The organism is Klebsiella sp. H-Nf2 (assembly GCF_002806645.1).
Lineage (GTDB): Bacteria > Pseudomonadota > Gammaproteobacteria > Enterobacterales > Enterobacteriaceae > Klebsiella > Klebsiella variicola.
In genome coordinates, this window is sequence record NZ_PIBL01000005.1 from 200,604 (window position 1) to 227,263 (window position 26,660).

Genomic DNA, 26,660 nt, shown 5'->3' on the forward strand with positions numbered 1-26,660 from the left:
TGATGTGCAGCAAAAAAACCGTTTAACTTCTCCAGGCGGAGATAATCCTTTTCATCTCCGCCACCGCTTCGCCATTAACGGCGTAGCGCCTGTATTCGTCCGCATCAGGATCGGCTGACATCGAAACGCCTGGATGACGAAAGCGCATTTCCGATGGCAACCACTGGCCTGCAGAGCTATGAACCTCTTTCACCCCCGCCTGCAGAAACAGCGGCAGGTTCGCGGCGCGGACTCCCGCACCGGCCATAATGATTGGAGTATCCCCTGCGGCAATAAGTTCCGTAATTAATGAAATACCTTTCTCCGCTGAGGGTTGCTGACCGGAAGTCAGGATACGTTTAATCCCCAGCTCACCCAGTGTATTCCAGGCCTGACGCGGGTCGGCACACAGATCGAACGCGCGATGAAAGGTCACCGCCAGCGGTCCTGCCGCCGCCATTATTTTTTTCATCCGCGGAATATCCACATGGCCATCAGCATCCAGCACGCCGGTCACCAGACCAGGGAACCCCAGCTCACGTACCATCTGAACATCGGCAAGCATCGAGGCGAACTCCGCCTCGATGTAGCAGAAATCGCCACCGCGGGGGCGAATAATCGGATGCACCGGAATGGTCATCGCCTTGCGGACCGAGACCAGCACCCCATAAGAGGGCGTTAATCCCCCTTCCTGCGGCGCGGCGCAGAGCTCGATGCGATCGGCACCGCAGCGCTCAGCCTCCCGGGCGCACGCCGCGCTATAGCAACAGACTTCCAGTACCGCCATTTCCCTCTCCCTGATCCAGACCATCCTTCGAGCATGTCACGATTTCGCGCCACAGACGCCGCGCCGCTTCACACTGTTATGTATCAGCTTGCTCGCTGGCGACGATTTGTTCAATAGACCACGGATGAAATTTCACCGTCACGCTACCGTCGGTCACCGCCAGAGTGGGGTTCGGCAGACGCTCATGCTGCCCTTTCGGCGAACTGGTTTTGACGACGATCCCCGGCTGGCTGAGTCCGTCATCGGCCAGCAGCGCCAGAGCACGGGCATTTAAGGTTGCCGGATCGCCAGGCAGGACAATTTCAATATGCTCCCAGCCTTCATGGGGATAACGCTTTTCACCCGGCCACGGCAGCTCAATGATATGGAAGCGCCAGTGCGCCACGCAGACCGGCTCCGCCAGCTTGAACAGGCAAATGGGCCGGCCGTTGATCATATTCTCCGACAGCAGGGTTCCGCACTGTTCCAGACCGCGGCGCCAGCGTTCCGCCGTGGTATTCTGATGACAGCGCAGGGAGATATGGTCGGCGTCGAGTCCGACTATCTCCAGCCCCAGTCGCGCAGTGAAGCGCTGAAGCGCATCGGAAAATCGCGGGAGATCCGCCGTAATATCGGCCAGTTGTTCAATTTGCTGCCAGTTTGCCATGGGTTTGCTCGTCAATGATGCTCGTCAGTAATGAAAAGGTAATTTACCGTGTTTCGGCCTGCGGACCAACCGCCGCCCTGCTGACGGGCAACCGAACGGCGATGGATTGCGCACGCCGCCGCGCCGCGCGCAATGCTGACGGACGGGGACAAATGCAGTATACTCCCGCCCTAATTTGTCCACATTATGGCGCCGCCTCCCTCGGGGGCAGGCGCATTACACGTAAGGTATTCCGGTGAATATTCAGGCTCTTCTCTCAGAAAAAGTCAGCCAGGCCCTGATCGCGGCAGGCGCGCCTGCCGATTGCGAACCTCAGGTCCGCCAGTCAGCAAAAGTTCAGTTCGGTGACTATCAGGCCAACGGCGTGATGGCTGTCGCCAAAAAACTGGGCATGGCGCCGCGACAACTTGCAGAGCAGGTACTGTCTCATCTTGACCTCAACGGCATTGCCAGCAAGGTTGAAATCGCCGGGCCGGGCTTTATCAATATTTTCCTCGATCCCGCGTTTCTGGCGGACAACGTCAACCGCGCGCTGCAGTCTGAGCGCCTGGGCGTCACGAAACCACAGGCGCAGACCATCGTCGTCGACTACTCGGCCCCCAACGTGGCGAAAGAGATGCACGTCGGCCATCTGCGTTCGACCATCATTGGTGATGCTTCAGTCCGTACCCTGGAGTTCCTGGGTCATAAGGTGATCCGCGCCAACCACGTCGGCGACTGGGGCACCCAGTTTGGCATGCTGATCGCGTATCTGGAAAAACAGCAGCAGGAAAACGCCGGTGAGATGGCCCTGGCCGACCTCGAAGGTTTCTATCGCGAAGCGAAAAAGCACTACGATGAAGACGAAGCCTTTGCCGAGCGCGCGCGTAGCTACGTGGTTAAACTGCAGGGCGGCGATCAGTACTTCCTGCAGATGTGGCGTAAGCTGGTCGACATCACCATGTCGCAAAACCAGATCACCTACGATCGCCTGAATGTGACGCTGACCCGCGATGACGTGATGGGTGAGAGCCTGTATAACCCGATGCTGCCGGGGATCGTCGCCGATCTGAAAGCCAAAGGGCTGGCCGTCGAGAGCGAAGGCGCCACCGTGGTGTTCCTTGATGAGTACAAAAACAAGGAAGGCGAACCGATGGGCGTCATCATCCAGAAAAAGGATGGCGGCTACCTCTATACCACCACCGATATCGCCTGCGCGAAGTATCGCTATGAAACGCTGCACGCCGACCGCGTGCTCTATTACATCGACTCCCGTCAGCACCAGCACCTGATGCAGGCGTGGACCATCGTGCGTAAAGCAGGCTACGTGCCGGACGCCGTGCCGCTGGAGCACCATATGTTCGGTATGATGCTGGGTAAAGACGGCAAGCCGTTTAAAACCCGCGCCGGCGGCACCGTGAAGCTGGCCGATCTGCTGGACGAAGCGCTGGAGCGCGCCCGTCGCCTGGTCGCGGAGAAGAACCCGGACATGTCGGCTGACGAGCTGGAAAATCTGGCGAAAGTGGTGGGTATCGGCGCGGTGAAATATGCCGATCTGTCGAAAAACCGCACCACCGATTACGTTTTTGACTGGGATAATATGCTGGCGTTCGAAGGCAACACCGCGCCGTATATGCAATATGCCTATACCCGCGTGCTCTCCGTCTTCCGTAAAGCCGGCATCGACGAAAACGCGATGAACGATGCACCAGTGGTCATCGCCGAAGATCGCGAAGCCCAGTTGGCAGCGCGCCTGCTGCAGTTTGAAGAGACCCTCTCCGTGGTCGCTCGCGAAGGGACGCCGCACGTGATGTGCGCCTACCTGTACGATCTGGCGGGGCTGTTCTCCGGCTTCTACGAGCACTGCCCGATCCTCAGCGCGGAAAGCGAAGAGATCCGCAACAGCCGCCTGAAGCTGGCGCTGCTGACAGCGAAAACCCTCAAGCTGGGTCTCGATACCCTGGGTATCGAGACCGTAGAGCGTATGTAACCAGTAACCCGGCGAAAGCCGGGTTAGTTTTATTCGGCGCCCCGCCAGCGGGGCGCTCTGCTCAGAAATATTTACGCAGATACTCGGTCAGACAAAGGATCGCCATCGCCTGGCCATAGGGCATCGAGGTAAGCGGGATCTGGCGATAAAAATCAAGGTCTGACCCCATTCCGGTGCCAAACGAGGTCTGCAGCAACTCCCCCTGCGGCGAAATATTCTGCACAATCCCGCGAATCGCTTTTTCAGCCACCCCGGCATAGTGCTGCCCGACGTAATGCTTGCGCACCGCTTTGAGAATGCCGTAGGCAAAGCCGGCGGTCGCGGAGGCCTCAAGATAAGAGTGCGGATCGTCCAGCAGGGTATGCCACAGGCCGCTGTCGTCCTGGCATTTTGCTAAGGCGGCAATCTGTGCGTCGAGTACCGTCATCAGATAACGCCGTACCGCGTTCCCCTCGGGGAGATCCACCAGCTCCAGAAAATCCGGGATCACCATGGTGAGCCAGCTGTTGCCCCGCGCCCAGCGCGCCCGGGCAAAGTTGTGCCGCCCCTCATAGCTCCAGCCGTGAAACCACAGCCCGGTCTCCCGGTCCATCAGGTTCTGCACATGGAGCAGGAACTGATAGGTCGCCTCCTCCACATACTGCGGGCGATTAAGCAGCTTGCCAATTTTGGCTAACGGCAACACGGTCATCATCAGCGTGTCATCCCACATTTGCTGATGGTTCTCCTCCGCCAGGGTCATGTGCTGCATGCCGCCCTGCTCGGTGCGCGGCATCTCATGCATCGCCCATTCCGCCCAGCTTTCGAGCCACGGCAGATACGCCATCCGGCCGGTCTCTTCAAAGCGGTATGCCAGGGTCAGGAACGGGGCCATCGTATTGACGTTTTTGGTCGTTGCCCCCTCGGCGAAGCGGTCGGCAAACCAGCGGTCGATGATATCGCGCATCTCGATATCGCCGGTTTGCTGATAATACTGATAGATGCCGTACAGCCCAACGCCGTGGGTCCACTCCCAGCCGGCCCAGCCTTTGGTATCGATCACGCGCCCGTCATCGAGGCGCAGTAAAAATTGCCCGCTCTCATCCTTAATGTTCACCAGGTTTTGCGTCACGTTGCGGATCAGCGCCTGCAGTTCGCTGCGGGCGATAAAACGCTCAGGCTGACACAGTAATGGGCTATGTTTGACTGGCCAAACTTTCATGTTGTTAACCTCGGGTGTATGTCGAATTCAAAGCGCTGCCCTGGTTGAGCGCCGGGGCAGCAGGTTTATGACGATTCAGATAGCCAATATTGTTATTGCCCCACAGGCAGTCGTAAGGCATCCCCGCCAGCATCTCGACCACCGCGCGGTGTTCCGCACGGGTCTGTTCCGGCTGGGCACAGCCGAGATCGCGCATTCTGAGGGTTTCACTGCGCAGGATGCTGTGGGTGTGCAGGTTGAGCTTGAAGCGTAGCGAGACGAGGAAGCCGCAGGCTAACACCACCAGGGTGCCGACGCTGAGGATCAGTAAAATGGTATGACTCACCCCTGGCGGTTGTATTTTTTGCCCGGAAACAAACCCCGACAGTTGCATGATGATGCCCACCAGCATCACCGCCCCCGCCTGCGAGGCTTTGCGGGTCAGCGTCATGATGCCGGCAAAAATCCCTTCGCGGCGCTGGCCGGTGATCGCCTCGTCGACGTCGGCAATATAGGTATAGGTATTCCACGGCACGTAATTAATCCCGCCGCGTCCCAGTCCGGCGACAGCAGAGATGAGCAGCAATAAGGAATAGACGTCGCTCAGTCCGGCGTAATAGAGCAGCGCATACGAGAGCGAGCTCAGGCCAAACAGGACCACCACCATGCGGTACGACGGCGCGGGGCCAAAGCGAATGCACAGCGGGATCATGGCGATCACCGCGATAAACTGGAAGATGGCCATCGTCCCCAGCAGATTCGAGGCGACAGAGGCTTCCTGCATCAGGACAAAGACCACGTAATAGGTAAACACGGCATTGAAGACGTCCTGGGCGATATAGCCCCCCAGATACATGCCGAGGTGCTGGCGGAAAATTTTTATCCGCAGCGTGGAGCTTAGCTCAATCACCAGGCGATTGAGGCTCTGAGCGAGGGTTAAGTTTTGTTTTTCCGCTTCCGCCCGCAGCGCCGCCTCTGACCACGCCTCACGCGGCCGTTCCCACGTGAAGCACCAGACGAAGGTCAGCATCACCGCGCACAGGACCGAGAACACCAGACTGGCATAAAAGAATGAACTGGCATTGTCTTTCCCGAGCCAGGTGAGGAGGATCCCCGGCAGAAAGGAGGCTAAAATCGCCGACATTTGCGCCATCGAGATGCGCGCGCCGGAAAATTTGGTTTTCTGTTTAAAATCATCGGTCATCTCCGGCACCAGCGTTTCGTAGGGCACCAGAATCATGGTGTAAACCATATCAAACAGCAGATAGGTGACGAGGTAGTACCAGAAGCCCATCTCGCCGACCCACATCGCTGAATAGCTGAATACGCACGGGATACCGAGCAGAATAAAGAATTTTCTGCGGCCGAAGCGCTTGCCGAGCCAGGTGGTGCCGAAGTTATCGGTGAGAAAGCCCATCAGCGGGCTCACCACCGCATCCAGCACGCGGGCAGAAGCAAATATAAGCGTGGCCTCTATTGGGGAGAGTCCGCAGAAGGTGGTGTAAAAGTAGAGCAGCCATGCGGCGGTTAGCGCCGTCGTGCCGGCGCCGAGAAAATCGCCCGCGCCGTAGGCCAGGTAGTTAGCCAGTCCAATTTTTCGTGTTTTCATCGCCGTGATCCTGTGTCTTTTTTAAAAGAACGCCGACAATCGTTCCGGATTTGCCACCGGAAGGGAGTGGGTACCTGGCTACACTAAAAGCAGTGAAACGACGTTACCTTTGTGTTTTTGCCACGGAACAACCGCCGGTGGCAAAAGGACAAAGAGACGATGTCTCCACTTCACTCATTTATAAAACAGCATTTCTTTTAAATAAAAAGATGGGTTCATTTGTGTGATCTTGTAGGGAAAACACGGACTGGCGAAGAGCGTCGCAAATCACGGGAGCAGCCCTTGCGCCGCTGGGGAAACAGGAGTAAAGAATGGAAGAAAGGGTTATTCCGCGTATCTCAAGGAGGCCTGATGCCTTATTCACATCTGCTGGTTGCCGTCGCGCCAACGCCGGAGAGTCAGATATTAATTAAAAAAGCGGTGTCGATTGCCCGCCCCGTTAACGCGAAAGTGAGCTTTATTACCTTCGCCACGGACCCGGAGATGTATAACCAGTTCGCCGCACCGATGATGGAAAATCTGCGTGAGCTGATGCAGGAAGAAACGCGGGAGTTTCTCAATGAGCTGGCACGTCAGGCGGACTACCCGATAGAAAAAATGACCATCGCCTGCGGCGAACTGGGTCACCATGTCAAAGACTTTTGCCAGTCGCACAAGGTCGATCTGGTGATCTGCGGCAATCACAACCACTCGCTTTTCTCGCGCGCCACCTGCTCGGCGAAAAATATCGTCGGCAGTAGCGGCGTCGATGTCCTGCTGGTTTCCCTTGAAAAGGGCTAACGCCGGTTAGCCCTTTTCCTGAACTAGGCCAGTTTAGGGAAGGTGGCTATCTTCCCCCGCAGGCGGCTCTCCTCGCTGCGCGGCGAAATATGCTGCAGATCGTCGACAAAGCGCGCCTGCCAGTTATGAATATCATTCTCTCTGATCACGTCCAGCATCGCTGAATGACGGGCGATACGTTCCGCCAGCGGCATGCTGAGAGCGCGATCCAGCGCGGTGGCCACCTCATCGCGATCGTAAGGGTTGACGATCAGCGCGCTGGTCAGCTCCTGCGCCGCCCCGGCAAACTGCGACAGGACCAGCACCCCGGGGTTATCCGGATCCTGCGCCGCGACATACTCTTTCGCCACCAGGTTCATGCCATCACGCAGCGGCGTCACCAGCCCGACGTCAGAGTAGCGGAAGACCTTCATCAGCAACTTACGGTCAAAATGCTGGTTCAGGTAGTAGAGCGGGGTCCAGCCAAGCTGGCCAAACTGGCCATTGATGCGTCCGGATGCCGTTTCCAGCTGGTGGCGGATATCCTGATAGGCCTGCACATCGCCACGGGAAGTGGGCGCAATCTGGGTATAACGGATCTTGCCATGATGCTGAGGGTACTTCTCAAGCAGCGTCTCATAGGCAAGGAATCGCTCCGGCAACCCTTTCGAGTAGTCAAGGCGCTCCACGGAGAAGATATTCTTCACATTTTTCAGCTCATTCTTCAACTGGGCCAGCTTCGGTGGCAGCGGGCCTTTGGCGTTGCGGGTAATCTCGTCCGGATCGATCCCAATCGGATAAACCTCGGTACTGAACGCCTTACCCCATGCCTGATAGCGTTTGTCCCCGATCTCGGAGAGCCGGGTCTGCATGGCAATGCTGTCAAGAAAGGCGGTTCTGTCGCTTTCGGTCTGGAAGCCCAGCAGATCGTAATCGCACAGTTGCTCCAGCAGCTCGGCATGCGGCGGTAGCGCGTTAAAAATCTCCGGCGTCGGGAACGGAATATGCAAAAAGAAGCCGATCCGGTTGTTCACTCCGCGCTTACGCAGTTCACTGGCGAAAGGCAGCAGATGGTAATCATGGATCCACAGCGTATCGTCAGGCTCGATCAGCGGCAGAAGCTTGTCGGCCAACATCGCGTTGACCCGCTGATACCCTTCCCAGGCTTCGCGCTGGAAGCTGACCAGGTCAAGACGATAGTGGAAGGCCGGCCACAGCACGGCATTGGAAAACTGGTTGTAATATTCATCATGGTCCCGTTCATTCAGATTGAACGACGCCCAGGAGATATTTCCGCGGGAGACCTGCTGCAGCGGCTGCTGGTCATCACCAATTTCGCCGCTCCAGCCAAACCACAGCCCCCCCGCCGCTTTCAGTGCCCCCAGGATGCCGACGGCCAGGCCGCCAGCGCTCGATTTTTTATCGTCCGGTAAGGCGATACGGTTAGAGACTACGACTAAACGACTCATGGTCATCCCTCCTTTCGATTTGCGCGTCATACGCCAGATGTTGCACCCACGTCCTTACAGCGGCGGCATCCGCCAACCGCCAGTGCGCCTGAGTTTCCCCGGCGCCGACTTTTACCGACATCCCCTGCAGTTGATTAACCACGCTGAATCCCGCCTCGTCGGTCAAATCATCGCCGACAAAAACCGGTTCGCGACCGGCAAACGGCGCCTCCTGCATGAAGGCGCTGATCGCCTCCCCTTTGTTCACTCCGCGGGGTTTAATCTCCACCACGCACTTGCCCAGCTGCAGTGCCAGCAGCGGGTAGCGCTGAACGATGCGCTGAGCCAGCTCCAGCACCGCGCTCTGCTGCTGCGGAGCCTGACGGTAGTGCAGCGCGAAGGCCATCTCTTTACTCTCCAGCTCGCAGCCGGGAAGCGCCTGCAGCGCCGAGGTCAGTTCAGCCGCGATTTCATCGCGCAGCGCCGACGGCAGAGAAACGATATAGGTTTTACCATTGATATCACGGCGTTCTGCCCCGTGAACACCGGCCAGCGGTAGCCGCCAGGGATGGGTTAGCGCGTCAAGTTCAGCCATTGAGCGCCCTGAAATCAATGCCACCGCCCCACCCTGCTGCTGGGCCAGCGCGTTGAGCGCCTGCAGCGTGTTGTCGGGTATCACCACCTGATCGGGGTGCGGTTGGATATCGGCAAGAGTACCGTCGAGGTCAAAGAAAAAAGCGTAGTTTCCGGTTAGCGCAGGCGGTACAGATATCTGGTTATCCACCCTGTTTCCTCCTTATCATGGCCAGCCGAAGCTGGTTGTTAATTATATGTTAGCCATGTAAGTATAGACAGTGTGACCAACCTCGCCATTTTTGATAGTTACCGCCAGCGAAACGGGCGCTGGCGGTAATTACTCTGTAGACTTAAAAGTTCGGCCTAAAATCAGGCCGCACGTTTGGCTTTTTGTTTGTAGCGGTCAAAAATCACCGCCGCCAGCAAGATGACCCCGCGCACGACGTATTGTGAGAATGGCGAGATGTTCAGCAGGTTCATCGCGTTCTCCACGGTCCCGAGGATCAGGATCCCGGCGACCACGTAGGAGATCTTGCCGATCCCGCCCTTCAGCGATACCCCGCCCAGCACGCAGGCTGAAATAACAATCAGCTCATAGCCAATCGAGGTCATCGGCTGGCCGCTGGTCATCCGCGACGCCAGAATGATCCCCGCGGCGGCCGATACCAGACCGGAGAGAACAAAGATAATAATCTTGGTGCGCACCACCGGGACCCCGGCCAGGCGCGCCGCCTCTTCATTGCCGCCAATAGCCAGCGTATTACGACCAAAGGTGGTTTTGTTTAGTAATAATCCGAAAACCACCAGACAGGCGACCGTCAGCCAGATTGGCGCCGGCAGACCAAACCAGTTGGCATAGCCGAGGGTGAAGAAACGCTCATCTTCAATCCCCACCGCTTTACCGTCGGAGATAATGTAGGCCAGACCCCGGACGATTTGCATCGTCGCGAGGGTGGTGATCAGGGCGTTAATCTTCAGGCGCGCAATGACAAAGCCGTTGACCAGGCCACTGACCGCGCCCAGCAGCAGGCCGGCGGCAATCCCCAGCCACAGGCTTTCGCTGAGATTAATCACCACCGCGGTGGTCACCCCGGCGCAGGCGATAACCGACGCCACCGACAGGTCAAAATCGCCGGAGGCCAGGCAGAAGAGCATGCCGCAGGCCACCATCCCGGACATCGAGATCGCCAGCCCCAGTCCCTTCATATTGACGAATGAGGCAAAGTTGGGCACAAAAATAACGCAGCCGATAAACAGCACAGCAAACACCACCAGCATGCCAAACTGATCCCAAATGCGGGCAAAGCTAAAGGCAGAGCGGGTAGCGCCGGACGTAGTCACTGATGACATCATTTACTCCTTACTCAGGCGACAGCCTGACTCACTTTTGGCATCGCAAGGCTTAACGCCTGCTGTTCATTGGCTTCTTCATGCAGCAGTTCGCCGGCGATTTGTCCTTCGCGCATCACCACGATGCGGTCAGCGACGCCCAGCACTTCCGGCAGGTCGCTGGAGGCAAACACCACGGCAACACCTGAGGCGGCGAGGCCATATATCACGTTGTAAATTTCATGTTTGGCGCCGACGTCGATGCCGCGGGTGGGCTCATCGAGCAGGATCACCTTCATCTCTTCCGACAGCCAGCGGCCAAGGATCGCTTTCTGCTGGTTACCGCCAGACAGGTTCATGATCAGCTGTTCCGGGCCCGGCGTTTTAATGTTCAGCGACTGGATATGCTGATCGGCGTTGTCCGCCTCCCAGGCGTTGTTGATCAGGCAGCCAGCGTGAATATGCTTGCGCCGGGCGCTGATATTGATGTTGTCGCGCACGGAGTGAACCGGAATAATCCCCTCCGCCTTGCGATCTTCCGGGCACAGCATCATGCCGGCCCGAATGGCCTGGGCCGGTTTACGAATGTCGACGGGTTGGCCATCGATATACACCTGACCGCCGGTGATCCGCGTCCCGCCAAATAAGCCTTTCATCAGTTCGCTGCGACCGGCGCCCACCAGCCCGAACAGGCCGACAATTTCACCACTGCGTACCGAGAGGCTGACCGGCGTACGCACGCCCGGCGCTTTGACCTCCTCCAGGCGCAGCCGCTCTTCGCCATAGGGGCGAGGCTTCCAGCCGTAAATATCCCCCAGATTGCGTCCCACCATTGCCTGGACCAGCGCGTCATGACTGACGCTCGGCATATCGTCAAAGGTGCAAACATAGCGGCCATCCTTAAAGACGGTGATGGCATCGCTGAGGGCGAAAATTTCTTCCATCCGGTGCGAAACATAGATGATGACCCGCCCCTCCTCCCGCAGTTCGCGGATAACGCGAAACAGGTTGTCTATCTCGCGGGCGGAGAGCGAACTGGTCGGTTCATCGAACGCGATGATCTTGGCGTTGCGCGCCAGCGCTTTGGCAATCTCCACCATCTGCCACTGGCCAATGGAGAGATACTTCAGCGGCGTCTCCGGGTCGATATCCAGCCCCAGATGCTCCAGCTGCAGGCGGGCCTCATAATTGAGCAACGATCGGTTGACGATACCGCCTCTGTGCGGCAGCTGGCCAAGATAGATATTTTCGGCGACGGTCATCTCCGGGATCAGATGCAGCTCCTGGTAGATAATCGCCACGCCGGCGTTCAGCGCCGCCATGGTATTGCTGAACGCCATCTGCTGGCCGCCGATCTGCAGGTGACCGGCGGTCGGATTGTAGTTACCGCTGAGAATTTTCAGCAGCGTCGATTTGCCTGCGCCATTTTCGCCCATCAGCGCGTGGATCTGTCCTGGGTAGCAGTCAAAACTGATATCGGACAAGGCCTTTACGCCAGGGAACGTCATGGTGATGCCGCGAAATGAGAGATAAGGGGTAGACTGTTGCATAACGACTCCGCTCTTCAGCACTCAGCCCCCGCCGCGGCGGGGGCCAGTTCAACCGGGCTGTTACAGCCCTTTTTTCGCCAGCTCTTCTTTGAAGTTATCGCGGGTAATCAGCACCACATCGGTCACCGCCGTAAACTTCGGCGGTTCAACGCCTTTGGTGACCCAGTTGTAGAGCATTTCGCTGGTTTTATAGCCATGAATATCCGGGCTTGGCAGCAGGGAACCATAGAAGCCGGTCGGTTGCGCCTTCGACAGTTCGTTGACCGCATCCACACCGTTGATGCCGATGCCAATCACATCCGGTGCTTTAAAGCCCTGACCTTCAGTGGCACGCACGCCGCCGAGCACGGTGTTGTCGTTCATCCCAACGATCAGCCAGTGTTTCACCTGCGGGTGCTGGACCAGCATCGAGTTACCGGCGTCAAACGCCCCCGGGATATCGTTAGATTTTGTCGGCACGCGGTAGATTTGCGCGTCCGGGAAGCCGGCTGCCTTCAGGGCATCAATGGAGCCGGTGGTGCGACGACGGGCGGTGTCCAACTCATCGGCGGTGATAGCCATTACCGCAGTGTCTTTGACATCCCAGCCGCGTTTCTGCATCTCTTTATACAGCTCCTGCCCCTGGCGGGCGCCGATTTCGCTGGCCGCCATCATCACCAGCGGCACGTTCTCCATCGGTTTACCTTTGGCGTTGACGAACTGGTCATCGACGGTAATGACCTTCATGTCATAGCCGCGCGCTTTGGCGACAATCGCCGACCCGAGCTTGGGATCGGGGGTACAGATGACAAAACCTTTCGCGCCGCTGGCCGCCAGGCTGTCGATTGCGTTGAGGGTTTTCTCACCATCCGGAACCGCAATCTTAATGACGTCAAACCCTAAATCTTTTCCTGCTTTATCAGCAAATTTCCACTCAGTCTGGAACCATGGCTCTTCCGGTTGTTTCACCAGAAAACCCAGTTTTATATTTTCCGCCATAGCTGATTGTGACATAACCGCAGCGAGACCAATGGCCGCCAGCGCTTTAGTAAATTTGTGCATGGTAAACTCCAGCTTTAATTCGCTTTCATGTAGGGAAAAATCGGAATTAACAATTTTATCGGCATCAAAACAAGGCATTAGAAAAATCGCATTCCCCACTGCCGTTGTTAGAGTAGTAATACCCGGAAATTATTTCTCCATACGAGAGCATTATCACATCGCGGAATTACAGTAATTGCGTACATACATTTAGCAAAAAATGACATAAAAAAAGACATAATTGTCATACAATTTTAGCGACTTATAGCAGGATCATCTATACCACCAGCAGACTTATCCTTGTGATGTCAGAGGGTGTTTAACGGAGGGTTACAACGCTGTTATCACCGGCGGTTGACGGCGTCATGAAGGCCGATCGTCTTTTCGCTTTTTCCTGTGACAAGCAGCCTCACACGGCTGGGCTACGTGACCCACTTAATATCGCGAAAAAACGGATCTTTTGCGTAATTTATTCCGAATTGAAAAAATATATTCCTCTTCAAAAAAAGCCTGCAACAAAAAATAAAAATAATTTTCATTAGCCTGAAACATTACTATTGAAATAACTTATTCCGCTCTGTTCTACGACAAATTTCGTAGTCAAATATCTATAACTTATCACTAACCCGATGCCAGCAAGCCCCGCCAACGGCGCACAATCTCAATCCTGACGTTATCCACAAATAATGGTGTAACAAAACGTAAATTACCGCACTTGAGAGTTTTCTTAATTCCGTTCAGCGAGTATTCTTAAATCGTCGGCAAACGGGAAAAATTACCCGACCATATGGAATGTGTAGAGTTTTATTATTCTGCAACAGTGCAGCGTGTCACTATTTTATCTTGCGGTTATCCGCAGGATCCGTCGACACGCATCAGTAACCCCTTCCAGGTTAATAAGGATATTTTTATGGCAGTTCCAGGAATGGCACAAAAGCTAAACACCCAAATGAACCTTGAGTTTCACGCCTCTAACGTTTACCTGAATTTAAGCGAGTGGTGCGCCCGGCATCGGTTCGACGGCGCCGCAACATTTTTGCGCACCCGCGCGCAAAGCAGCATCACCCTCACCATGCGCGTGTTTGATTACCTGAAAAAAGCCGGTAGCTGGCCGATAGTGAATCCCGACCACGCCTGTAATCCCGAGTGTACCTCGCTGGAAGATCTGTTTACTCAAACTCTTAGCGATTACCAACAGCGTAGCAGTATGCTAAGCGGTCTTGCCGAAGAAGCCAGAGCGCACAGCGACGATAACACCTGGCGATTTCTGACGCTGCTGGCGGAAGAGCAGCAACAGGATGGTCTGCTGTTGCAAAGCGTGCTTGAGGAAATCCGCAACGCCGATAAAGCCGGTCTCGGAATGGAGCAGACCGATCGGCGTCTGATGGCATTGGTCGGGGAATCGCGGAAGCCACATTAGTCGGGCACTTCGCTCTGCCGGGGGAGCGCGACCGCGCTGCCCCGTCTCTCGCTTTAAATCAGTTATGTCAATTTTCCCACCTCATTTATTCCCCAATAGAATAAAAAAGTTTTAGCGCGATCGCATTCCCACGTCACCGCTATCCCTTCTCAGGGATTAGTGAGCGCGGTCACTTTTTATCAAGCCACAAAGAAATATAAAAACAGTGTTTCAAAAATATAAAACACGAGGTTTATTTTTTATGGCTAGATATACGGCTTCAGCCCCTGAAGGGCTGCAGGGAAGACCGATCTTGTTACGCCATCAGTTAGCTTACGGCGGTGGTAATCTGTTGGGGAGTGGCGCACTGGCGATAAGCGGCGCCTGGCTGCTCTATTTTTATACGACCTTTTGCGGCCTGACGCTGATCGAGGCCTCATTTATCTTCTCCGTCGCCAGCATCATTGATGCTATCAGCAACCCGCTGATGGGCTATCTCACCGATAACTTTAGCAAAACGCGCTTAGGCAAGCGCTTCGGCCGCCGGCGTTTCTTTCTGCTAATCGGTATTCCGCTGATGATGTTCTACCCGCTGCTGTGGGTGGAAGGCCTGAGTTTCTGGTACTACCTCTGCACCTATGTGGTGTTTGAGATCATCTACACCTCTATCATGGTGCCTTATGAAACGCTGGCGACAGAGATGACCGATGATTTCTCGTTGCGCTCAAAACTGACCGGCTATAAAGCCATTTTCGGCAAGCTAGCCAACTTCCTCGCGGCGTTTATTCCCGGACAGTTCATTCTGCTGTACGGCAAAGATTCTGCCACCCCTTTCTTCCTCACCGGTCTGACCTACGGCGCTATCCTGATCGTCGCGATTTCCTGCCTGTGGCTGTGCAGCTGGGAGCGCGAACGCGAGGAAGAAGTGGAAACCAGCGCGAAAAAAGGACTGCTGAGCACCCTGCTGTCGCTGGCAAAAGATATGCGTTCCACCTTTTACCTGCGCGTATTCCGCAAACATCTTGGTATGTACCTGTGCGGGTTTGGCGCTGAATGGCTGTTTGCCTCCATCTTCACCTATTTCGTGATATTCGTTCTGCAGCATGATCCGGCGATGGTCGCTGGACTGAACAGCCTGAACTCGATTCTGCAGCTGATCTCTACGGCGCTGTTTATCGGCCTGTGCGTGAAAAAGGGCTTCAGCAAACCCTATATCCTGGCGCTGGGGATCGTGATTTTCGCGGTCCTGCTGTATACCTCGCTGTGGTTCTTCCATCTGCCGTCAGGCCTGGCGACGGTGCTGATGTTCGGCATTACCGTGCTGTTCGGCCTGGGTACCGGCGGGGTTTACTACATTCCCTGGACCGTTTACACCTTCCTGGCCGATGTCGATGAGATCTACACCGGACGCCGTCGGGAAGGGATCTATGCCGGCGCCATGACCTTCTCAGGGAAAATTCTGCGCTCGATTGTGGTGTTCTCGATGGGGGCGATCCTGAGCTTCTACGGTTTCCAGTCAAAAGCGCACAGCCAACCGGAAAGCGCGGTGACCGCTATCGCAGTGGTATTCTGCGTCGGGGTGATCGCGTTAGCGTTGGCCGCCATCGTCTTCAGCAAGCAGATGAAGCTGGATCGTAAAGCTCATCTGGTGGTGCTGCAGGAAGTCGCGCGGATCAAAGCGGGCGGAAAAATCAGCGATATCGCGCCGGATGTGCGAGTTATCGTGGAAGATCTGGTCGGCCACCGCTACGAAGAGTGCTGGGGCAACAGCAAGTTGTTCAAAGATACGGCCCCTGCGCCTGCGCAGACCGTGATTTCCCATTAAAGAAGAAGGCCCCGCCGGTGACCGGCGAGGCCTGTTATTAATGCGTTTCTTCCTGCGGGGTAAACTTCAGCTCAATCAACGCGATCGCTTTTTGCACCGCGCGAAGGGTCACCGGGTCGGCAGAGGCCGGATGGCTGGCGAAGTCGATAGCTTTCAGCTGAGTGGTCATTTTTTCACGCACTTCCACGGGCGCAATGACGTCAATGACGTCGAGGATCTGTTTGATAACCAGCTGGCAGGCAACCACATCGGAAACCAGCTCATCGTGTTCGGTAAGATGTTGAGACATTAATTACTCCTTTTTTCAGGAGCGTAATAGTACCCTAAATCGTCACAGATAAAAAAACCTGCCGTCGCAGGTTTTTTTATCTGCCCTACTGGCTGGCGGAACTTCTCCTGCCGCTTTGCCCAGGTTCACACTCTTGATGGCATTAACAACATGACTACCACGATCTCTTCCAGAGACGAACGTGCTTTTTCAGCGCCTGCGCTGCTGGTGGCCGGTGCTTTTTTTATGGAGTTTCTCGACGGGACGGTGATCGCCACCGCGCTGCCCGATATGGCGAAAGATTTTGGCGTCACCGCGGTCGAACTGAATATCGGCATCAGCGCCTATCTGATCACCCTCGCGGTACTGATCCCAGCCAGCGGTTGGATCGCCGATCGCTTCGGCGCTCGCGCTATTTTTACCCTCGCCCTGGCGATCTTTACCCTTGCCTCGGTCTTCTGCGGCCTCTCCACCGAGGTGCATACCTTTGTCGCCATGCGTATCCTGCAGGGGATCGGTGGCGCGCTGATGGTCCCCGTCGGTCGCCTGGCGGTACTGCGAACCACGCCGAAACACCTGCTGATCAAAGCCATCGCTACCCTCACCTGGCCGGCGCTGGTGGCCCCCATTATCGGCCCGCCTTTAGGCGGCTTTATCACCCGCTACGCCAGCTGGCACTGGATCTTCTTTATCAATGTCCCGCTGGGCCTTGCAGCCATCATCCTTGCGCTGCGCATTATCCCTGATATTCGCGAAACGGAACGGCGCTCCTTCGATCTCACCGGCTTTATCACCACCGCAGTCGCGATGGTCAGTCTGGTCACCGCGATGGAACGGCTCGGCGATCGCCAGCCGCAGATCTGGCCGACGCTGGCCCTCGCCGCGCTTGGCTTCGGCTGTCTGGCATATGCTATACGCCACTTCCGCCGGGCGACGGCGCCGATGGTTCGTCTCGACGCGCTACAGGTGCCTACGTTCCGGGTGACGATGTACGGCGGCTCGCTGTTCCGCTCCTCCATCAGCGCGGTCCCCTTTCTGCTGCCGCTGCTGTTTCAGGTAGGGTTCGGCATGGATCCCTTCCACTCCGGCCTGCTGGTGCTGGCGGTGTTTGTCGGCAATTTGACCATCAAACCCGCCACCACGCCGCTGATCCGCTGGCTGGGCTTTCGCCGGCTGCTGTTGATCAACGGTGCGCTGAACGTCTGTTCACTGCTGGCCTGCGCGCTGCTCACGCCGCAGACGCCGGTCTGGGCCATCATGCTGATCCTTTATCTCGGCGGAGTATTTCGCTCAATCCAGTTTACGGGCGTGAGCACACTGGCTTTTGCCGATGTCCCCGCCGCGCAGATGAGTGATGCCAATACGCTGTTCAGTACCGCGTCGCAGCTGGCTGTGGGGCTGGGGATCACGCTCGGGGCAATTGGTATTCGCCTGGGTGAGCAGGTCGGCGACTGGCTGCACCTTTCCACGCTGCCGGGGATCAGCTTTCGCCTGTCGTTTGTCTTTATCGCGTTGATCTGTCTGGTGGGGATGATCGACAGCCTGCATCTGGCCAAAACGGCCGGCAGCAGCGTGTCGGAGAAGAAGACATAAATGATGGAAGGGCCAGGGGCGCTGGCCCTGATGACGGTTAACCGACGATCTGGCGAACGAAGGCTTCGATTGCTTTATCCTGACAGTTTTCGAAGAAGCACTGCTGGAAGCGCGGGCCAGATACCGCGGTTTTCACCAGCTCCGGATCGATGGCGCGCAGGGTGTCGAGATAGTTTTCTTTTACCACTGCCGCTTTAACCTGGTTGAGGATCCCGGCATTTCGCACCTGCGGCTCTTTGCGCTCCGGCGGATAGCCTTCGCCGTTGCGGCCGGTAAACGCTTTTTCAAAGATAAAGCGTACATTCAGCTCCGCGCCCCAGCCGAAACCTTTGGCAAACGGCAGCGACAGCGCATTACCATTGTTGATCTGAGCAAACAGGAACGCGTCCGCCGGATCGATACAGTAGCCGCAGACCACGCCCGGGTGAATATTCAGCGACATCAGCGCCCCCTGACCGGTACCGCAGCCGGTGACCACGAAGTCGACCGCTTTCGAATTCAGCAGGATGCTGGCCATGATCCCGAGGTGAATGTAGGTCAGATGATGATCGTGCTCATCGCTCATGCCGACGTTGTACACCGGGAATCCTTTTTCGTCGGCAACGGCGTTAAGCTCCTTAAGGATGATGGCGTTTTTGTTCGCCTGGCTGTTCTCCATCATCAGTGCAATCTTCATGGTTTACTCTCCTGAATGCTGTGCGGGCCTGCCCGCAGAATGTCATTGGCGTTGACTGCACTCTACTACCTGAAAAACAAACTTTCAAATTTTATGAAAAGTTGTTTTAAAAATTACGCAGCGCTTCACACTTTCACCCTCTCCGCCGGTCCAGTCGCCAGGTCCACGCCCCCAGGCAAGCAACCCCACCTCGTGGTTTGAACTTCGTCAGCCAGTTGGAAGGTCATTTGATTTTCCAATACGATTAATAATAAATTAAAACCATTCTCATTTATTATTAAACTGCCAATGCGTGTTATTCCCATTAGCATTTTAAATAAAATATTTTTAAATTTACTTTTTGCAAATAATTAAATAACAAATTATAGTGGCATCCTATAACATCTATTTTTAATTCCAGGAGCGCGACAATGCTGAAAACGGAAATGATCGACAAACTGAATGAACAGATGAATCTTGAACTTTATTCTTCTCTTCTTTATCAGCAGATGAGCGCCTGGTGCAGTTACCACAGTTTTGAAGGCGCAGCGGCCTTCCTGCGTCGCCATGCCCAGGAAGAGATGACCCATATGCAGCGCCTGTTCGACTACCTGACCGACACCGGTAGCCTGCCGCGCATCAACGCTATCGCCTCCCCGTTTGCCGAATATGCCTCACTGGACGAGCTGTTCCGCCAGACCTATGAGCACGAGCAGCTGATCACGCAAAAAATTAATGAACTGGCGCACGCCGCCATGACCAGTCAGGATTACCCGACCTTTAATTTCCTGCAGTGGTATGTTGCTGAACAGCACGAAGAAGAGAAATTATTTAAATCGGTGATTGATAAACTGACTCTCGTTGGAAAAAGTGGCGAAGGTCTGTACTTTATCGATAAAGAACTGGCTACCCTCGACACACAGAATTAATCTCCCGCGCCGCGACAACCCGTGTCGCGGCCCTTTTAATGCCGGCAAATCTTATTTTCTGCGGTAGTAAAGCCTTCTTCTCTGGCAATAAATTTGCCTTTTTTCTCTAAAAACGCTACCAGCTCTGCGGCGCTTAGATTCGCTGCTGAACAGGTGTGAAACCGCGCCTCTTCGCCAAAGCGGTGGCGAATGGCGGCCTCCAGCGAGGCGACCGTCCAGGACTCACCCGAGGCGAGCATCATCTGCAGTACTTCATGACCATGAATAGAAGACATAACCCCTCCTGAAAACCACCAGCTTAGGCCAGCCATGCCATCGGCGCCTTGCGCCAGCGCAGGCTTTCCCCCCTTTAAGTTCGTAAAGTTTACATTACACCCATTGTAACCCTCATTTGACGAATGCCGTAATATCCCCTACTCTGCGCGGCATAATTTATTGTTATTTGCTGTAGGGATAGCGAAAAGCGTGAAAAACCGCACTCTGGGCAGTATTTTAATCGTAGCTGGCACCACTATCGGTGCAGGAATGTTGGCGATGCCATTGGCCGCCGCCGGCGTTGGGTTTACCGTCACGCTGGGTTTACTTTTCACCTTGTGGGCACTGATGTGCTATACCGCCCTGTTGTTGCTGGAAGTCTACCAGCACGTGCCTGCCGACATGGGGCTCGGCTCCCTGGCCGCACGCTATCTGGGCCGCTACGGGCAGTGGATTACCGGGTTCTGCATGCTGTTTCTGCTGTATGCCCTCACGGCGGCCTATATCAGTGGCGCCGGTGAATTGCTCGCTTCCAGCCTCAACCAGTGGCTGGACTGGCAGCTGCCGCCGGCGGCCGGGGTACTGTTATTTACAGCACTGGGCGGGGCGGTGGTGTGCATCGGTACCTCGCTGGTCGACTTATTCAATCGCTTCCTGTTTAGCGCCAAAATCATCTTTCTGGTGATTATGCTGGCGCTACTGATGCCGCATATTCATCAAGTCAATTTGTTGACGCTGCCGGTTGAGCAAGGCCTGGCGCTGTCGGCTATTCCGGTGATCTTTACCTCCTTTGGCTTTCACGGCAGCGTGCCGAGCATCGTCAGCTATCTTGGCGGCGATATCCGCAAACTGCGCCGGGTATTTATTATCGGCAGCTTTATTCCGCTGGTGGCTTATATTTTCTGGCAGCTGGCGACGCTGGGGAGTATCAACCCTCCCGCGTTCACCGCCCTGCTGGCCAAAAACGCCGGTCTGAACGGTCTGCTGGAGGCGATCCGCGAAGTGGTGGCGTCTCCACACGTGGAGCTGGCCGTACACCTGTTTGCCGACCTCGCGCTGGCGACCTCATTCCTCGGCGTCTCGCTCGGCTTGTTTGATTATCTGGCCGATGTGTTTCAACGCAAAAACAGCGTGAGTGGGCGTCTGCAGAGTGGAGCAATCACCTTCCTGCCGCCGGTGGCGTTCGCCCTGTTCTATCCCCGCGGTTTTGTTATGGCCCTGGGCTACGCCGGGGTGGCACTCGCCGTGCTGGCCCTGATGTTGCCGGCTCTGCTGGCAATGAAGAGCCGCCGACAACATCCGCAGGCTGCCTGGAGAGTGGTCGGCGGCGCGCCGGCGCTGTGGCTGGTTCTGCTGTGCGGGATCGGTATCGTGGCGATTCAGTTCAGTATCGTCGCCGGACTGCTGCCTGCGGTGGGATAAAAAAAGGGGCCGGCCGGCCCCTGGTTTTATTTTGCTAAGCAGCACTGCTTATACTTTTTTCCGCTCCCGCACGGGCAGGGATCGTTGCGTCCGACCTTCGCCTCATTTCTGACCGGCTGCGGAACCACCACCGGCTGCGGATTCGCCATCCAGTACTGGTAAAGCGCCAGCGCCGCCGGCGTGATACGCTCGATGCTGTCGATAAACTCATCCGCCGTCAGATTATCCAGCGCGGTAAACTGCGCCTCGCTGCCGTGGAGTGCAATCGCGTCCAGGGCTGGCTGAAGCTCAGCGGGCAGCGTCGACCAGTCGCTCAGCGCTACGCCGCGCAGGTAGCCAAAGCACCACTCTTCGACGATCGTCAGTTCCTGACCTTCCGCTTCGCGGGTGCCAAACAGCGGTTCGAACTGTTCGGGATAGGACTCCAGCCGTTCGGCGATGTCGCTCATATGCTGCAGCGTCAGATCGACAAAGCGATCGCGCTCGCGGTCATTGGCCCAGCGCGGCACATTGTCCGCCCCGCCCCAGATGGCCACCAGCCACTGGGCTGGTTCGATATCAGTCGGTGCAGAGAGGATAGCCGTCAGCAGGCCATCCAGTTCAGACACATCCAGAATAGCGCCTTCGGTGGCGTATTTCGCCAGCGTTTCGTCCAGCCATTCCAGTTCGTTTTCGTTTAAAGGTCCGGTATTCATTCACAGGCTCGCATGGTAAAAATCGGGCCTACAGTAGCCGAATTGCCGACAGAAAGCCACCCGGCGCGGCAATCCGCCTGCCCATGCACATCAGGCCAGGCCGTGCAGCGCCGCCGCCACGTCGCGAATGGCCTCCTCCCCTAACGGCAGCAAGGGCCGGGGAAGACAGTCAGGATCGCACAGCCCGAGAATGGCCGCCGCGCTGGCTATCACCCGCAGGCTGCCGCCATAGCGGTCAAAGCATCGCCAGAGAGGGGTCAGCTGCGCATTCAGCGCCGCAACCTGCGCCGCGTCGCCAGTACGAATCGCCCTTACCAGCGCCCCCGAAAGTTGGGGAAAGAGCCCGCCGCAAACCGAGTACCAGACTTCGCAACCGGCCTGCAATCCCGCCGTCGCCAGGGCGTCGCCGCTGGCGCCAAGCGTAACGCGGGCAGGAAGATGACGGCGCAACGTTGCCAGCCGTTCACGCGCCTGTGGCTCAGGCAAACCGGGAATTTTAATCGAGGCGATGGCCGGCAAGGCGGCGATGCGCCCCTGCAGCTCATCCGCCAGCGTGACGTGAGTGGTGCGGGGATTGTCATACAGGCAAACCGGAACCGAGACGTGCCGACAGACCTCTTCGTAAAAGGCAAAGATCTCCTCCGCAGAAAGCGGCTGATAGGACATCATCGGCAGTAATAACGCATCCGCCCCGGCCTGCTGGGCATCCTCCACCAGGCGCAGCACCTCGCTGGTGGCGATGGCGCCGACACCGACCATCATCGGGATCGACCCAACATGCGCTTTCGCCACCTGCACCACCCGCTTGCGCTGCTCACGACTCAGATACGCGTAGCTGCCGGTCGAGCCCAGGATGCCCAGAGAGTCGACGCCGGTATCGGTAAGACGAGAGAGAATACGGATAAACGCCTTTTCATCAATATGCTGCTGATGCAGCGGCGTCAGCGGAAATGCGCAAAGCCCTGTGAACATGATGCCTCCGGCAGGCTGGGATACGAATCCGGTTGATAGTAGCAAGGAGAGATCGTTTTGTCCTGGGACAAATGAAAGATTGAATGAACGGCCTAATCTGAAGGGTAGAAGAAGGTTATCTTACGAGGATGTCAGGAAAAGGGAGGGATAGAAACAAAAAAACCACCCGTAGGTGGTTTCACGACACTGCTTATTGCTTTGATTATTCTGCTTTTATCCCAATGGTACCCGGAGTGGGACTTGAACCCACACAGCGCGAACGCCGAGGGATTTTAAATCCCTTGTGTCTACCGATTCCACCATCCGGGCTCGGGATATAAAGTGGAGGCGCGTTCCGGAGTCGAACCGGACTAGACGGATTTGCAATCCGCTACATAACCGCTTTGCTAACGCGCCTTTAATACTGAAGCACCCGCAACTGCCGATGCTGATAATCTGGAGCGGGAAACGAGACTCGAACTCGCGACCCCGACCTTGGCAAGGTCGTGCTCTACCAACTGAGCTATTCCCGCATTATCAAGTTATTTGCTAATTACTTGATTTTGTTATCGTCTGGAAGACTGTGCTGCCGTTCGATGCGTTGCATTCTACTTATCTCTCGCGGTGAGTCAACGGTATTTTTCGCAACTTTGCATCGTTTGCTGAAAATAACGGCGAAACGATCACTGATCAAGCAAATCGCCGCGCGCTGCGTTCAGATACTGCAGCATCGACCACAGCGTCAGCACCGCCGCCACGAGGAAAAGCGCGATCCCGGCCCACTCAACCCACGGATAAGGACGCCACAGCATCCATACCAGGGCGGCCATCTGTGCGGTCGTTTTGACTTTGCCAATCCACGAGACCGCCACGCTGCTGCGTTTCCCCAGCTCAGCCATCCATTCGCGCAGTGCCGAAATAATAATTTCACGGGCAATCATGGTCGCCGCCGGCAGCGTGACCCACCAGGTGTGATAGTGCTCGGCAACCAGCACCATGGCGATAGCCACCATGACTTTATCCGCCACCGGATCCAGGAAGGCGCCAAACCGGGTGCTCTGATTCCAGCGACGGGCCAGAAAACCATCAAACCAGTCGGTCACGGCGGCGACAAAGAAAATCAGCGCGCAGGCAAACGGCGCCCAGCTAAAGGGGAGATAAAACGCCAGCACAAAGAACGGGATCAGGATGACGCGAAACAGAGTAAGCAACGTAGGGATATTAAATTGCATAGTGACGGGTAACTATCTGTTGTAAGTAAAAATTAGCCCTATGTTGCTACAGAGCCCCTAATGTTTCAACGAGTAGAAGATCTTTTCTGCCAGACCGTGAGAGATGCCCGGTACTTTGGCAATTTCCTCGACGCTGGCCTGCTGCAGCCCCTGCAGCCCTCCCATATACTTCAGCAGCATCTGGCGACGCTTCGGCCCCACTCCCTCGATAGTCTCAAGCGAGCTGGTGCTCTTCACTTTCGCCCGTTTTTTACGATGTCCGGAAATCGCATGATCGTGCGATTCATCGCGGATGTGCTGGATTACGTGCAGGGCGGGCGAATCCGGCGGCAGGCTAAACCCCTCACCTTCCGGTTCAAAGAATAACGTTTCCAGGCCGGCTTTACGATCGCTGCCTTTCGCCACGCCCAGCAGCAGCGGATGATGTTTATCCCAGGGAACGTCCAGTTCGGCAAACACCGCTTTCGCCTGTGCCAGCTGCCCCTTTCCGCCGTCGATCAGGATCACATCCGGAATTTTGTTGTCATCAATCACTTTACCATAGCGTCGACGCAGGACCTGATTCATCGCCGCATAGTCATCCCCAGGGGTGATGCCGGTGATATTGTAGCGTCGGTACTCCGCACGCAGTGGGCCATTGCTGTCAAACACCACGCAGGACGCCACGGTCTGCTCGCCCATAGTGTGGCTGATATCAAAGCACTCCATCCGCTTCACGGCCGGCAGCTCCAGCACGGTGGCCAGCGCCTGCAGACGCTGATGAATGGTCGACTGCTGAGACAACTTGGTGGTTAACGCCGTCGCGGCATTGGTGCGCGCCAGCTTAAGGTAACGCGCCCGGTCGCCGCGCGGTTTAGTCTGCACATTGATTCGGCGCCCCGCCAGCTCCGACAGCGAATCGGCCAGCAGCGTCTTATCGCCGAGGTTGAAGTCGAGCAAAATCTCGCCCGGCAGGGTGCGCATCTGGCTACCCTGCAGGTAGAACTGACCGACAAACGTCTCCACGACCTCTCCCAGCTCAGTGCCGCCCGGGACTTTCGGGAAGTAGCTCCGGCTGCCCAGCACTTTGCCCTGGCGGATAAACAGCACATGGACGCAGGCCATTCCGGACTCAAAGGCGACGCCGATAACGTCGAGATCGTCGCCGGTGTTAGAAACAAACTGTTTCTCCGTCACCCGGCGCACGGCCTGAATCTGGTCGCGAATGCGCGCGGCCTCTTCAAACTCCAGACTTTGGCTCGCTTTCTCCATTCTGGCGATGAGCTGGGTCAGGACCTGATCGTCCTTGCCGGCAAGGAACAGCCGTACATATTCAACCTGCTGAGCATACTCTTCTTCGCTGACCAGCCCCGCCACGCACGGCCCCAGACAGCGGCCAATCTGATACTGCAGGCAGGGACGCGAGCGGTTGCGATAGACGCTATTTTCACACTGGCGAACAGGGAAAATTTTCTGCAGCAGCGCCAGGGTCTCCCGCACGGCATAGCCGTTGGGGAAAGGACCAAAGTACTCGCCTTTCGCATGTTTGGCGCCGCGATGCATCGCCAGACGTGGATGAGTATCACCGCTGAGGAAAATAAAAGGATAAGACTTATCATCGCGCAACAGCACGTTGTAACGTGGCTGGTACAGCTTGATATAGTTGTGCTCCAGCAGTAGCGCTTCCGTCTCGGTGTGGGTGACGGTCACGTCAATCTGCGCAATCAGCGCCACCAGCGCTTCGGTTTTACGCGACGCGAGATTGCTGCGGAAATAGCTGCTGAGCCGCTTTTTCAGATCTTTGGCTTTGCCAACATAGATGACGGTCCCGCCAGCATCATACATCCGATACACACCGGGCTGGCTGGTCACCGTTTTCAGGAAAGCTTTTGCGTCAAAAACATCACTCACTGGCTTGCTAACGACTCCGCATTACACAGGCCATGGCGAATTGCCAGGTGGGTCAGCTCCACATCGCCATGAATGTTTAATTTGCTGAACATTCGGTAGCGATAGCTGTTAACCGTTTTGGGACTCAGATTGAGCTGCTCTGAGATCTCATTCACCTTCTGACCTTTGGTGATCATCAGCATAATCTGCAATTCGCGTTCAGACAAACTGGCAAACGGCGATTCCGTTTTTTCCGGTTCAATCTGACTTAGCGCCATTTGCTGAGCAATATCGGAAGCAATGTAACGTTGTCCGGACGCCACGCAACGGATCGCATTCACCACTTCCTGCGGCGCTGCCCCCTTACTGAGATAGCCCGCCGCCCCCGCCTGCATGACCTTGGCAGGTAGAGGATTCTCGGTATGCACGGTGAGCATGATCACTTTCGTGCCCGCCACGGAGCGCGCGATTTTGCGCGTGGCTTCAAGACCACCGATCCCGGGCATGTTCATGTCCATCAGGACGACATCTGCGGAATTAGCCCGGCACCACTTCACGGCGTCCTCGCCGCAACAGGCTTCGCCAGCGACTTTAATCCCTTTTATATCTTCCAGAATGCGTCGTATCCCTGCGCGCACCAGTTCGTGGTCATCAACAAGAAGAACGTTGATCAAAGGAATAATCTCCAGAATGAGGGATAACGCTACTGATACTT

General features: G+C 56.2%; 24 protein-coding genes, 3 tRNA genes and 2 pseudogenes. 9 read left to right on the forward strand and 20 right to left on the reverse strand.

Going from position 1 to position 26,660, the window contains the following annotated elements; all coding sequences use genetic code 11:
- Positions 1 to 22: 22 nt before the first annotated feature.
- Both cutC and CWM58_RS14930 read right to left on the reverse strand, forming a co-directional pair.
- Positions 23 to 766, reverse strand: a complete 744-nt coding sequence (gene cutC / locus CWM58_RS14925) for a copper homeostasis protein CutC (RefSeq protein WP_100681223.1) — start codon at positions 764 to 766, stop codon at positions 23 to 25.
- A gap of 76 nt (positions 767 to 842) precedes the next feature.
- Positions 843 to 1,412, reverse strand: coding sequence for a VOC family protein (locus CWM58_RS14930; protein ID WP_100681224.1), 570 nt, complete (start codon positions 1,410 to 1,412; stop codon positions 843 to 845).
- 235 nt (positions 1,413 to 1,647) lie between these two features.
- Between CWM58_RS14930 and argS the strand changes: the two genes are divergently transcribed.
- Positions 1,648 to 3,381, forward strand: coding sequence for an arginine--tRNA ligase (gene argS / locus CWM58_RS14935; protein ID WP_061154085.1), 1,734 nt, complete (start codon positions 1,648 to 1,650; stop codon positions 3,379 to 3,381).
- 61 nt (positions 3,382 to 3,442) lie between these two features.
- Here the strand turns inward: argS and CWM58_RS14940 are convergent, their stop codons facing one another.
- Both CWM58_RS14940 and CWM58_RS14945 read right to left on the reverse strand, forming a co-directional pair.
- Positions 3,443 to 4,582 (reverse strand): glycoside hydrolase family 105 protein, encoded by a 1,140-nt coding sequence (locus CWM58_RS14940; RefSeq protein WP_100681225.1) that lies wholly within the window; start codon positions 4,580 to 4,582, stop codon positions 3,443 to 3,445.
- A 4-nt stretch (positions 4,583 to 4,586) separates the two neighbouring features.
- Positions 4,587 to 6,170, reverse strand: a complete 1,584-nt coding sequence (locus CWM58_RS14945) for an MFS transporter (protein WP_100681226.1) — start codon at positions 6,168 to 6,170, stop codon at positions 4,587 to 4,589.
- 351 nt (positions 6,171 to 6,521) lie between these two features.
- On the opposite strand from CWM58_RS14945, the gene uspC reads away from it, so the two are divergent.
- Positions 6,522 to 6,950: a universal stress protein UspC gene (gene uspC, locus CWM58_RS14950; protein ID WP_008804235.1), complete on the forward strand. Its 429-nt coding sequence runs from the start codon at positions 6,522 to 6,524 to the stop codon at positions 6,948 to 6,950.
- Positions 6,951 to 6,973: 23 nt separating this feature from the next.
- Here uspC and otsA read toward each other — a convergent pair whose 3' ends face one another.
- From otsA to CWM58_RS14975, 5 genes are all read right to left on the reverse strand, one after another.
- Complete coding sequence (gene otsA, locus CWM58_RS14955; RefSeq protein WP_061154082.1) at positions 6,974 to 8,398, reverse strand: alpha,alpha-trehalose-phosphate synthase; 1,425 nt, start codon at positions 8,396 to 8,398, stop codon at positions 6,974 to 6,976.
- Complete coding sequence (gene otsB / locus CWM58_RS14960) at positions 8,373 to 9,161, reverse strand: trehalose-phosphatase (protein ID WP_061154081.1); 789 nt, start codon at positions 9,159 to 9,161, stop codon at positions 8,373 to 8,375. Before otsB ends, otsA begins: the two co-directional genes overlap by 26 nt.
- Positions 9,162 to 9,322: 161 nt before the next feature.
- Positions 9,323 to 10,303 carry an L-arabinose ABC transporter permease AraH gene (gene araH, locus CWM58_RS14965; protein ID WP_004203438.1) on the reverse strand — a complete coding sequence of 327 codons (981 nt, stop codon included), beginning with the start codon at positions 10,301 to 10,303 and terminating at the stop codon, positions 9,323 to 9,325.
- A 14-nt stretch (positions 10,304 to 10,317) separates the two neighbouring features.
- Positions 10,318 to 11,832: an L-arabinose ABC transporter ATP-binding protein AraG gene (araG, locus tag CWM58_RS14970; RefSeq protein WP_100681227.1), complete on the reverse strand. Its 1,515-nt coding sequence runs from the start codon at positions 11,830 to 11,832 to the stop codon at positions 10,318 to 10,320.
- A gap of 60 nt (positions 11,833 to 11,892) precedes the next feature.
- The gene (locus CWM58_RS14975) at positions 11,893 to 12,873 is read right to left on the reverse strand and encodes an arabinose ABC transporter substrate-binding protein (RefSeq protein WP_100681289.1); all 981 of its coding nucleotides are present in this window, start codon (positions 12,871 to 12,873) and stop codon (positions 11,893 to 11,895) included.
- 401 nt (positions 12,874 to 13,274) lie between these two features.
- On the opposite strand from CWM58_RS14975, the pseudogene CWM58_RS29295 reads away from it, so the two are divergent.
- The 3 genes and pseudogenes from CWM58_RS29295 to CWM58_RS14990 form a co-directional block, all read left to right on the forward strand.
- Positions 13,275 to 13,378 (forward strand): annotated as a pseudogene (locus tag CWM58_RS29295) (hypothetical protein); the annotation flags it as partial.
- Between the two features lie 384 nt (positions 13,379 to 13,762).
- On the forward strand, positions 13,763 to 14,272 hold the full coding sequence (locus tag CWM58_RS14985) for a non-heme ferritin-like protein (protein WP_061154079.1): 510 nt from the start codon (positions 13,763 to 13,765) through the stop codon (positions 14,270 to 14,272).
- Positions 14,273 to 14,564: 292 nt separating this feature from the next.
- Complete coding sequence (locus CWM58_RS14990; protein WP_162678270.1) at positions 14,565 to 16,076, forward strand: MFS transporter; 1,512 nt, start codon at positions 14,565 to 14,567, stop codon at positions 16,074 to 16,076.
- A 37-nt stretch (positions 16,077 to 16,113) separates the two neighbouring features.
- Here the strand turns inward: CWM58_RS14990 and CWM58_RS14995 are convergent, their stop codons facing one another.
- Complete coding sequence (locus CWM58_RS14995) at positions 16,114 to 16,365, reverse strand: DUF2766 family protein (protein ID WP_002911524.1); 252 nt, start codon at positions 16,363 to 16,365, stop codon at positions 16,114 to 16,116.
- A 150-nt stretch (positions 16,366 to 16,515) separates the two neighbouring features.
- Between CWM58_RS14995 and CWM58_RS15000 the strand changes: the two genes are divergently transcribed.
- Positions 16,516 to 17,937 carry an MFS transporter gene (locus CWM58_RS15000; RefSeq protein WP_074385440.1) on the forward strand — a complete coding sequence of 474 codons (1,422 nt, stop codon included), beginning with the start codon at positions 16,516 to 16,518 and terminating at the stop codon, positions 17,935 to 17,937.
- 37 nt (positions 17,938 to 17,974) lie between these two features.
- On the opposite strand, the gene CWM58_RS15005 is transcribed toward CWM58_RS15000, so the two are convergent.
- Positions 17,975 to 18,613 (reverse strand): RpiB/LacA/LacB family sugar-phosphate isomerase, encoded by a 639-nt coding sequence (locus CWM58_RS15005; RefSeq protein ID WP_061154076.1) that lies wholly within the window; start codon positions 18,611 to 18,613, stop codon positions 17,975 to 17,977.
- A 243-nt stretch (positions 18,614 to 18,856) separates the two neighbouring features.
- Here CWM58_RS15005 and CWM58_RS29300 point away from each other — a divergent pair.
- Together CWM58_RS29300 and ftnA are read left to right on the forward strand one after the other, a co-directional pair.
- Positions 18,857 to 18,967 (forward strand): annotated as a pseudogene (locus CWM58_RS29300) (hypothetical protein); the annotation flags it as partial.
- Positions 18,968 to 19,023: 56 nt separating this feature from the next.
- On the forward strand, positions 19,024 to 19,521 hold the full coding sequence (gene ftnA, locus CWM58_RS15015) for a non-heme ferritin (RefSeq protein WP_008804225.1): 498 nt from the start codon (positions 19,024 to 19,026) through the stop codon (positions 19,519 to 19,521).
- Positions 19,522 to 19,556: 35 nt separating this feature from the next.
- Here ftnA and CWM58_RS15020 read toward each other — a convergent pair whose 3' ends face one another.
- A complete protein-coding gene (locus CWM58_RS15020) occupies positions 19,557 to 19,796 on the reverse strand; it encodes a YecH family metal-binding protein (protein ID WP_061154075.1) in 240 nt (79 codons plus the stop codon).
- A gap of 190 nt (positions 19,797 to 19,986) precedes the next feature.
- On the opposite strand from CWM58_RS15020, the gene tyrP reads away from it, so the two are divergent.
- Positions 19,987 to 21,198 (forward strand): tyrosine transporter TyrP, encoded by a 1,212-nt coding sequence (gene tyrP / locus CWM58_RS15025; RefSeq protein WP_100681228.1) that lies wholly within the window; start codon positions 19,987 to 19,989, stop codon positions 21,196 to 21,198.
- Between the two features lie 26 nt (positions 21,199 to 21,224).
- On the opposite strand, the gene CWM58_RS15030 is transcribed toward tyrP, so the two are convergent.
- The 8 genes from CWM58_RS15030 to uvrY all read right to left on the reverse strand — a co-directional run bounded on the left by CWM58_RS15030 (position 21,225) and on the right by uvrY (position 26,619).
- On the reverse strand, positions 21,225 to 21,893 hold the full coding sequence (locus CWM58_RS15030; RefSeq protein ID WP_061154073.1) for a YecA family protein: 669 nt from the start codon (positions 21,891 to 21,893) through the stop codon (positions 21,225 to 21,227).
- A 90-nt stretch (positions 21,894 to 21,983) separates the two neighbouring features.
- Positions 21,984 to 22,865 carry a dihydrodipicolinate synthase family protein gene (locus tag CWM58_RS15035; RefSeq protein ID WP_100681229.1) on the reverse strand — a complete coding sequence of 294 codons (882 nt, stop codon included), beginning with the start codon at positions 22,863 to 22,865 and terminating at the stop codon, positions 21,984 to 21,986.
- Positions 22,866 to 23,087: 222 nt separating this feature from the next.
- A tRNA-Leu gene (locus tag CWM58_RS15040) sits at positions 23,088 to 23,174 on the reverse strand.
- Positions 23,175 to 23,187: 13 nt separating this feature from the next.
- A tRNA-Cys gene (locus CWM58_RS15045) sits at positions 23,188 to 23,261 on the reverse strand.
- 40 nt (positions 23,262 to 23,301) lie between these two features.
- A tRNA-Gly gene (locus CWM58_RS15050) sits at positions 23,302 to 23,377 on the reverse strand.
- 150 nt (positions 23,378 to 23,527) lie between these two features.
- A complete protein-coding gene (pgsA, locus tag CWM58_RS15055) occupies positions 23,528 to 24,076 on the reverse strand; it encodes a CDP-diacylglycerol--glycerol-3-phosphate 3-phosphatidyltransferase (RefSeq protein WP_008804219.1) in 549 nt (182 codons plus the stop codon).
- Between the two features lie 57 nt (positions 24,077 to 24,133).
- On the reverse strand, positions 24,134 to 25,966 hold the full coding sequence (gene uvrC / locus CWM58_RS15060) for an excinuclease ABC subunit UvrC (RefSeq protein WP_074385435.1): 1,833 nt from the start codon (positions 25,964 to 25,966) through the stop codon (positions 24,134 to 24,136).
- Positions 25,963 to 26,619 (reverse strand): UvrY/SirA/GacA family response regulator transcription factor, encoded by a 657-nt coding sequence (gene uvrY, locus CWM58_RS15065; RefSeq protein WP_002911539.1) that lies wholly within the window; start codon positions 26,617 to 26,619, stop codon positions 25,963 to 25,965. The genes uvrC and uvrY overlap by 4 nt, the downstream gene beginning before the upstream one ends.
- Between the last annotated feature and the right edge of the window lie 41 nt (positions 26,620 to 26,660).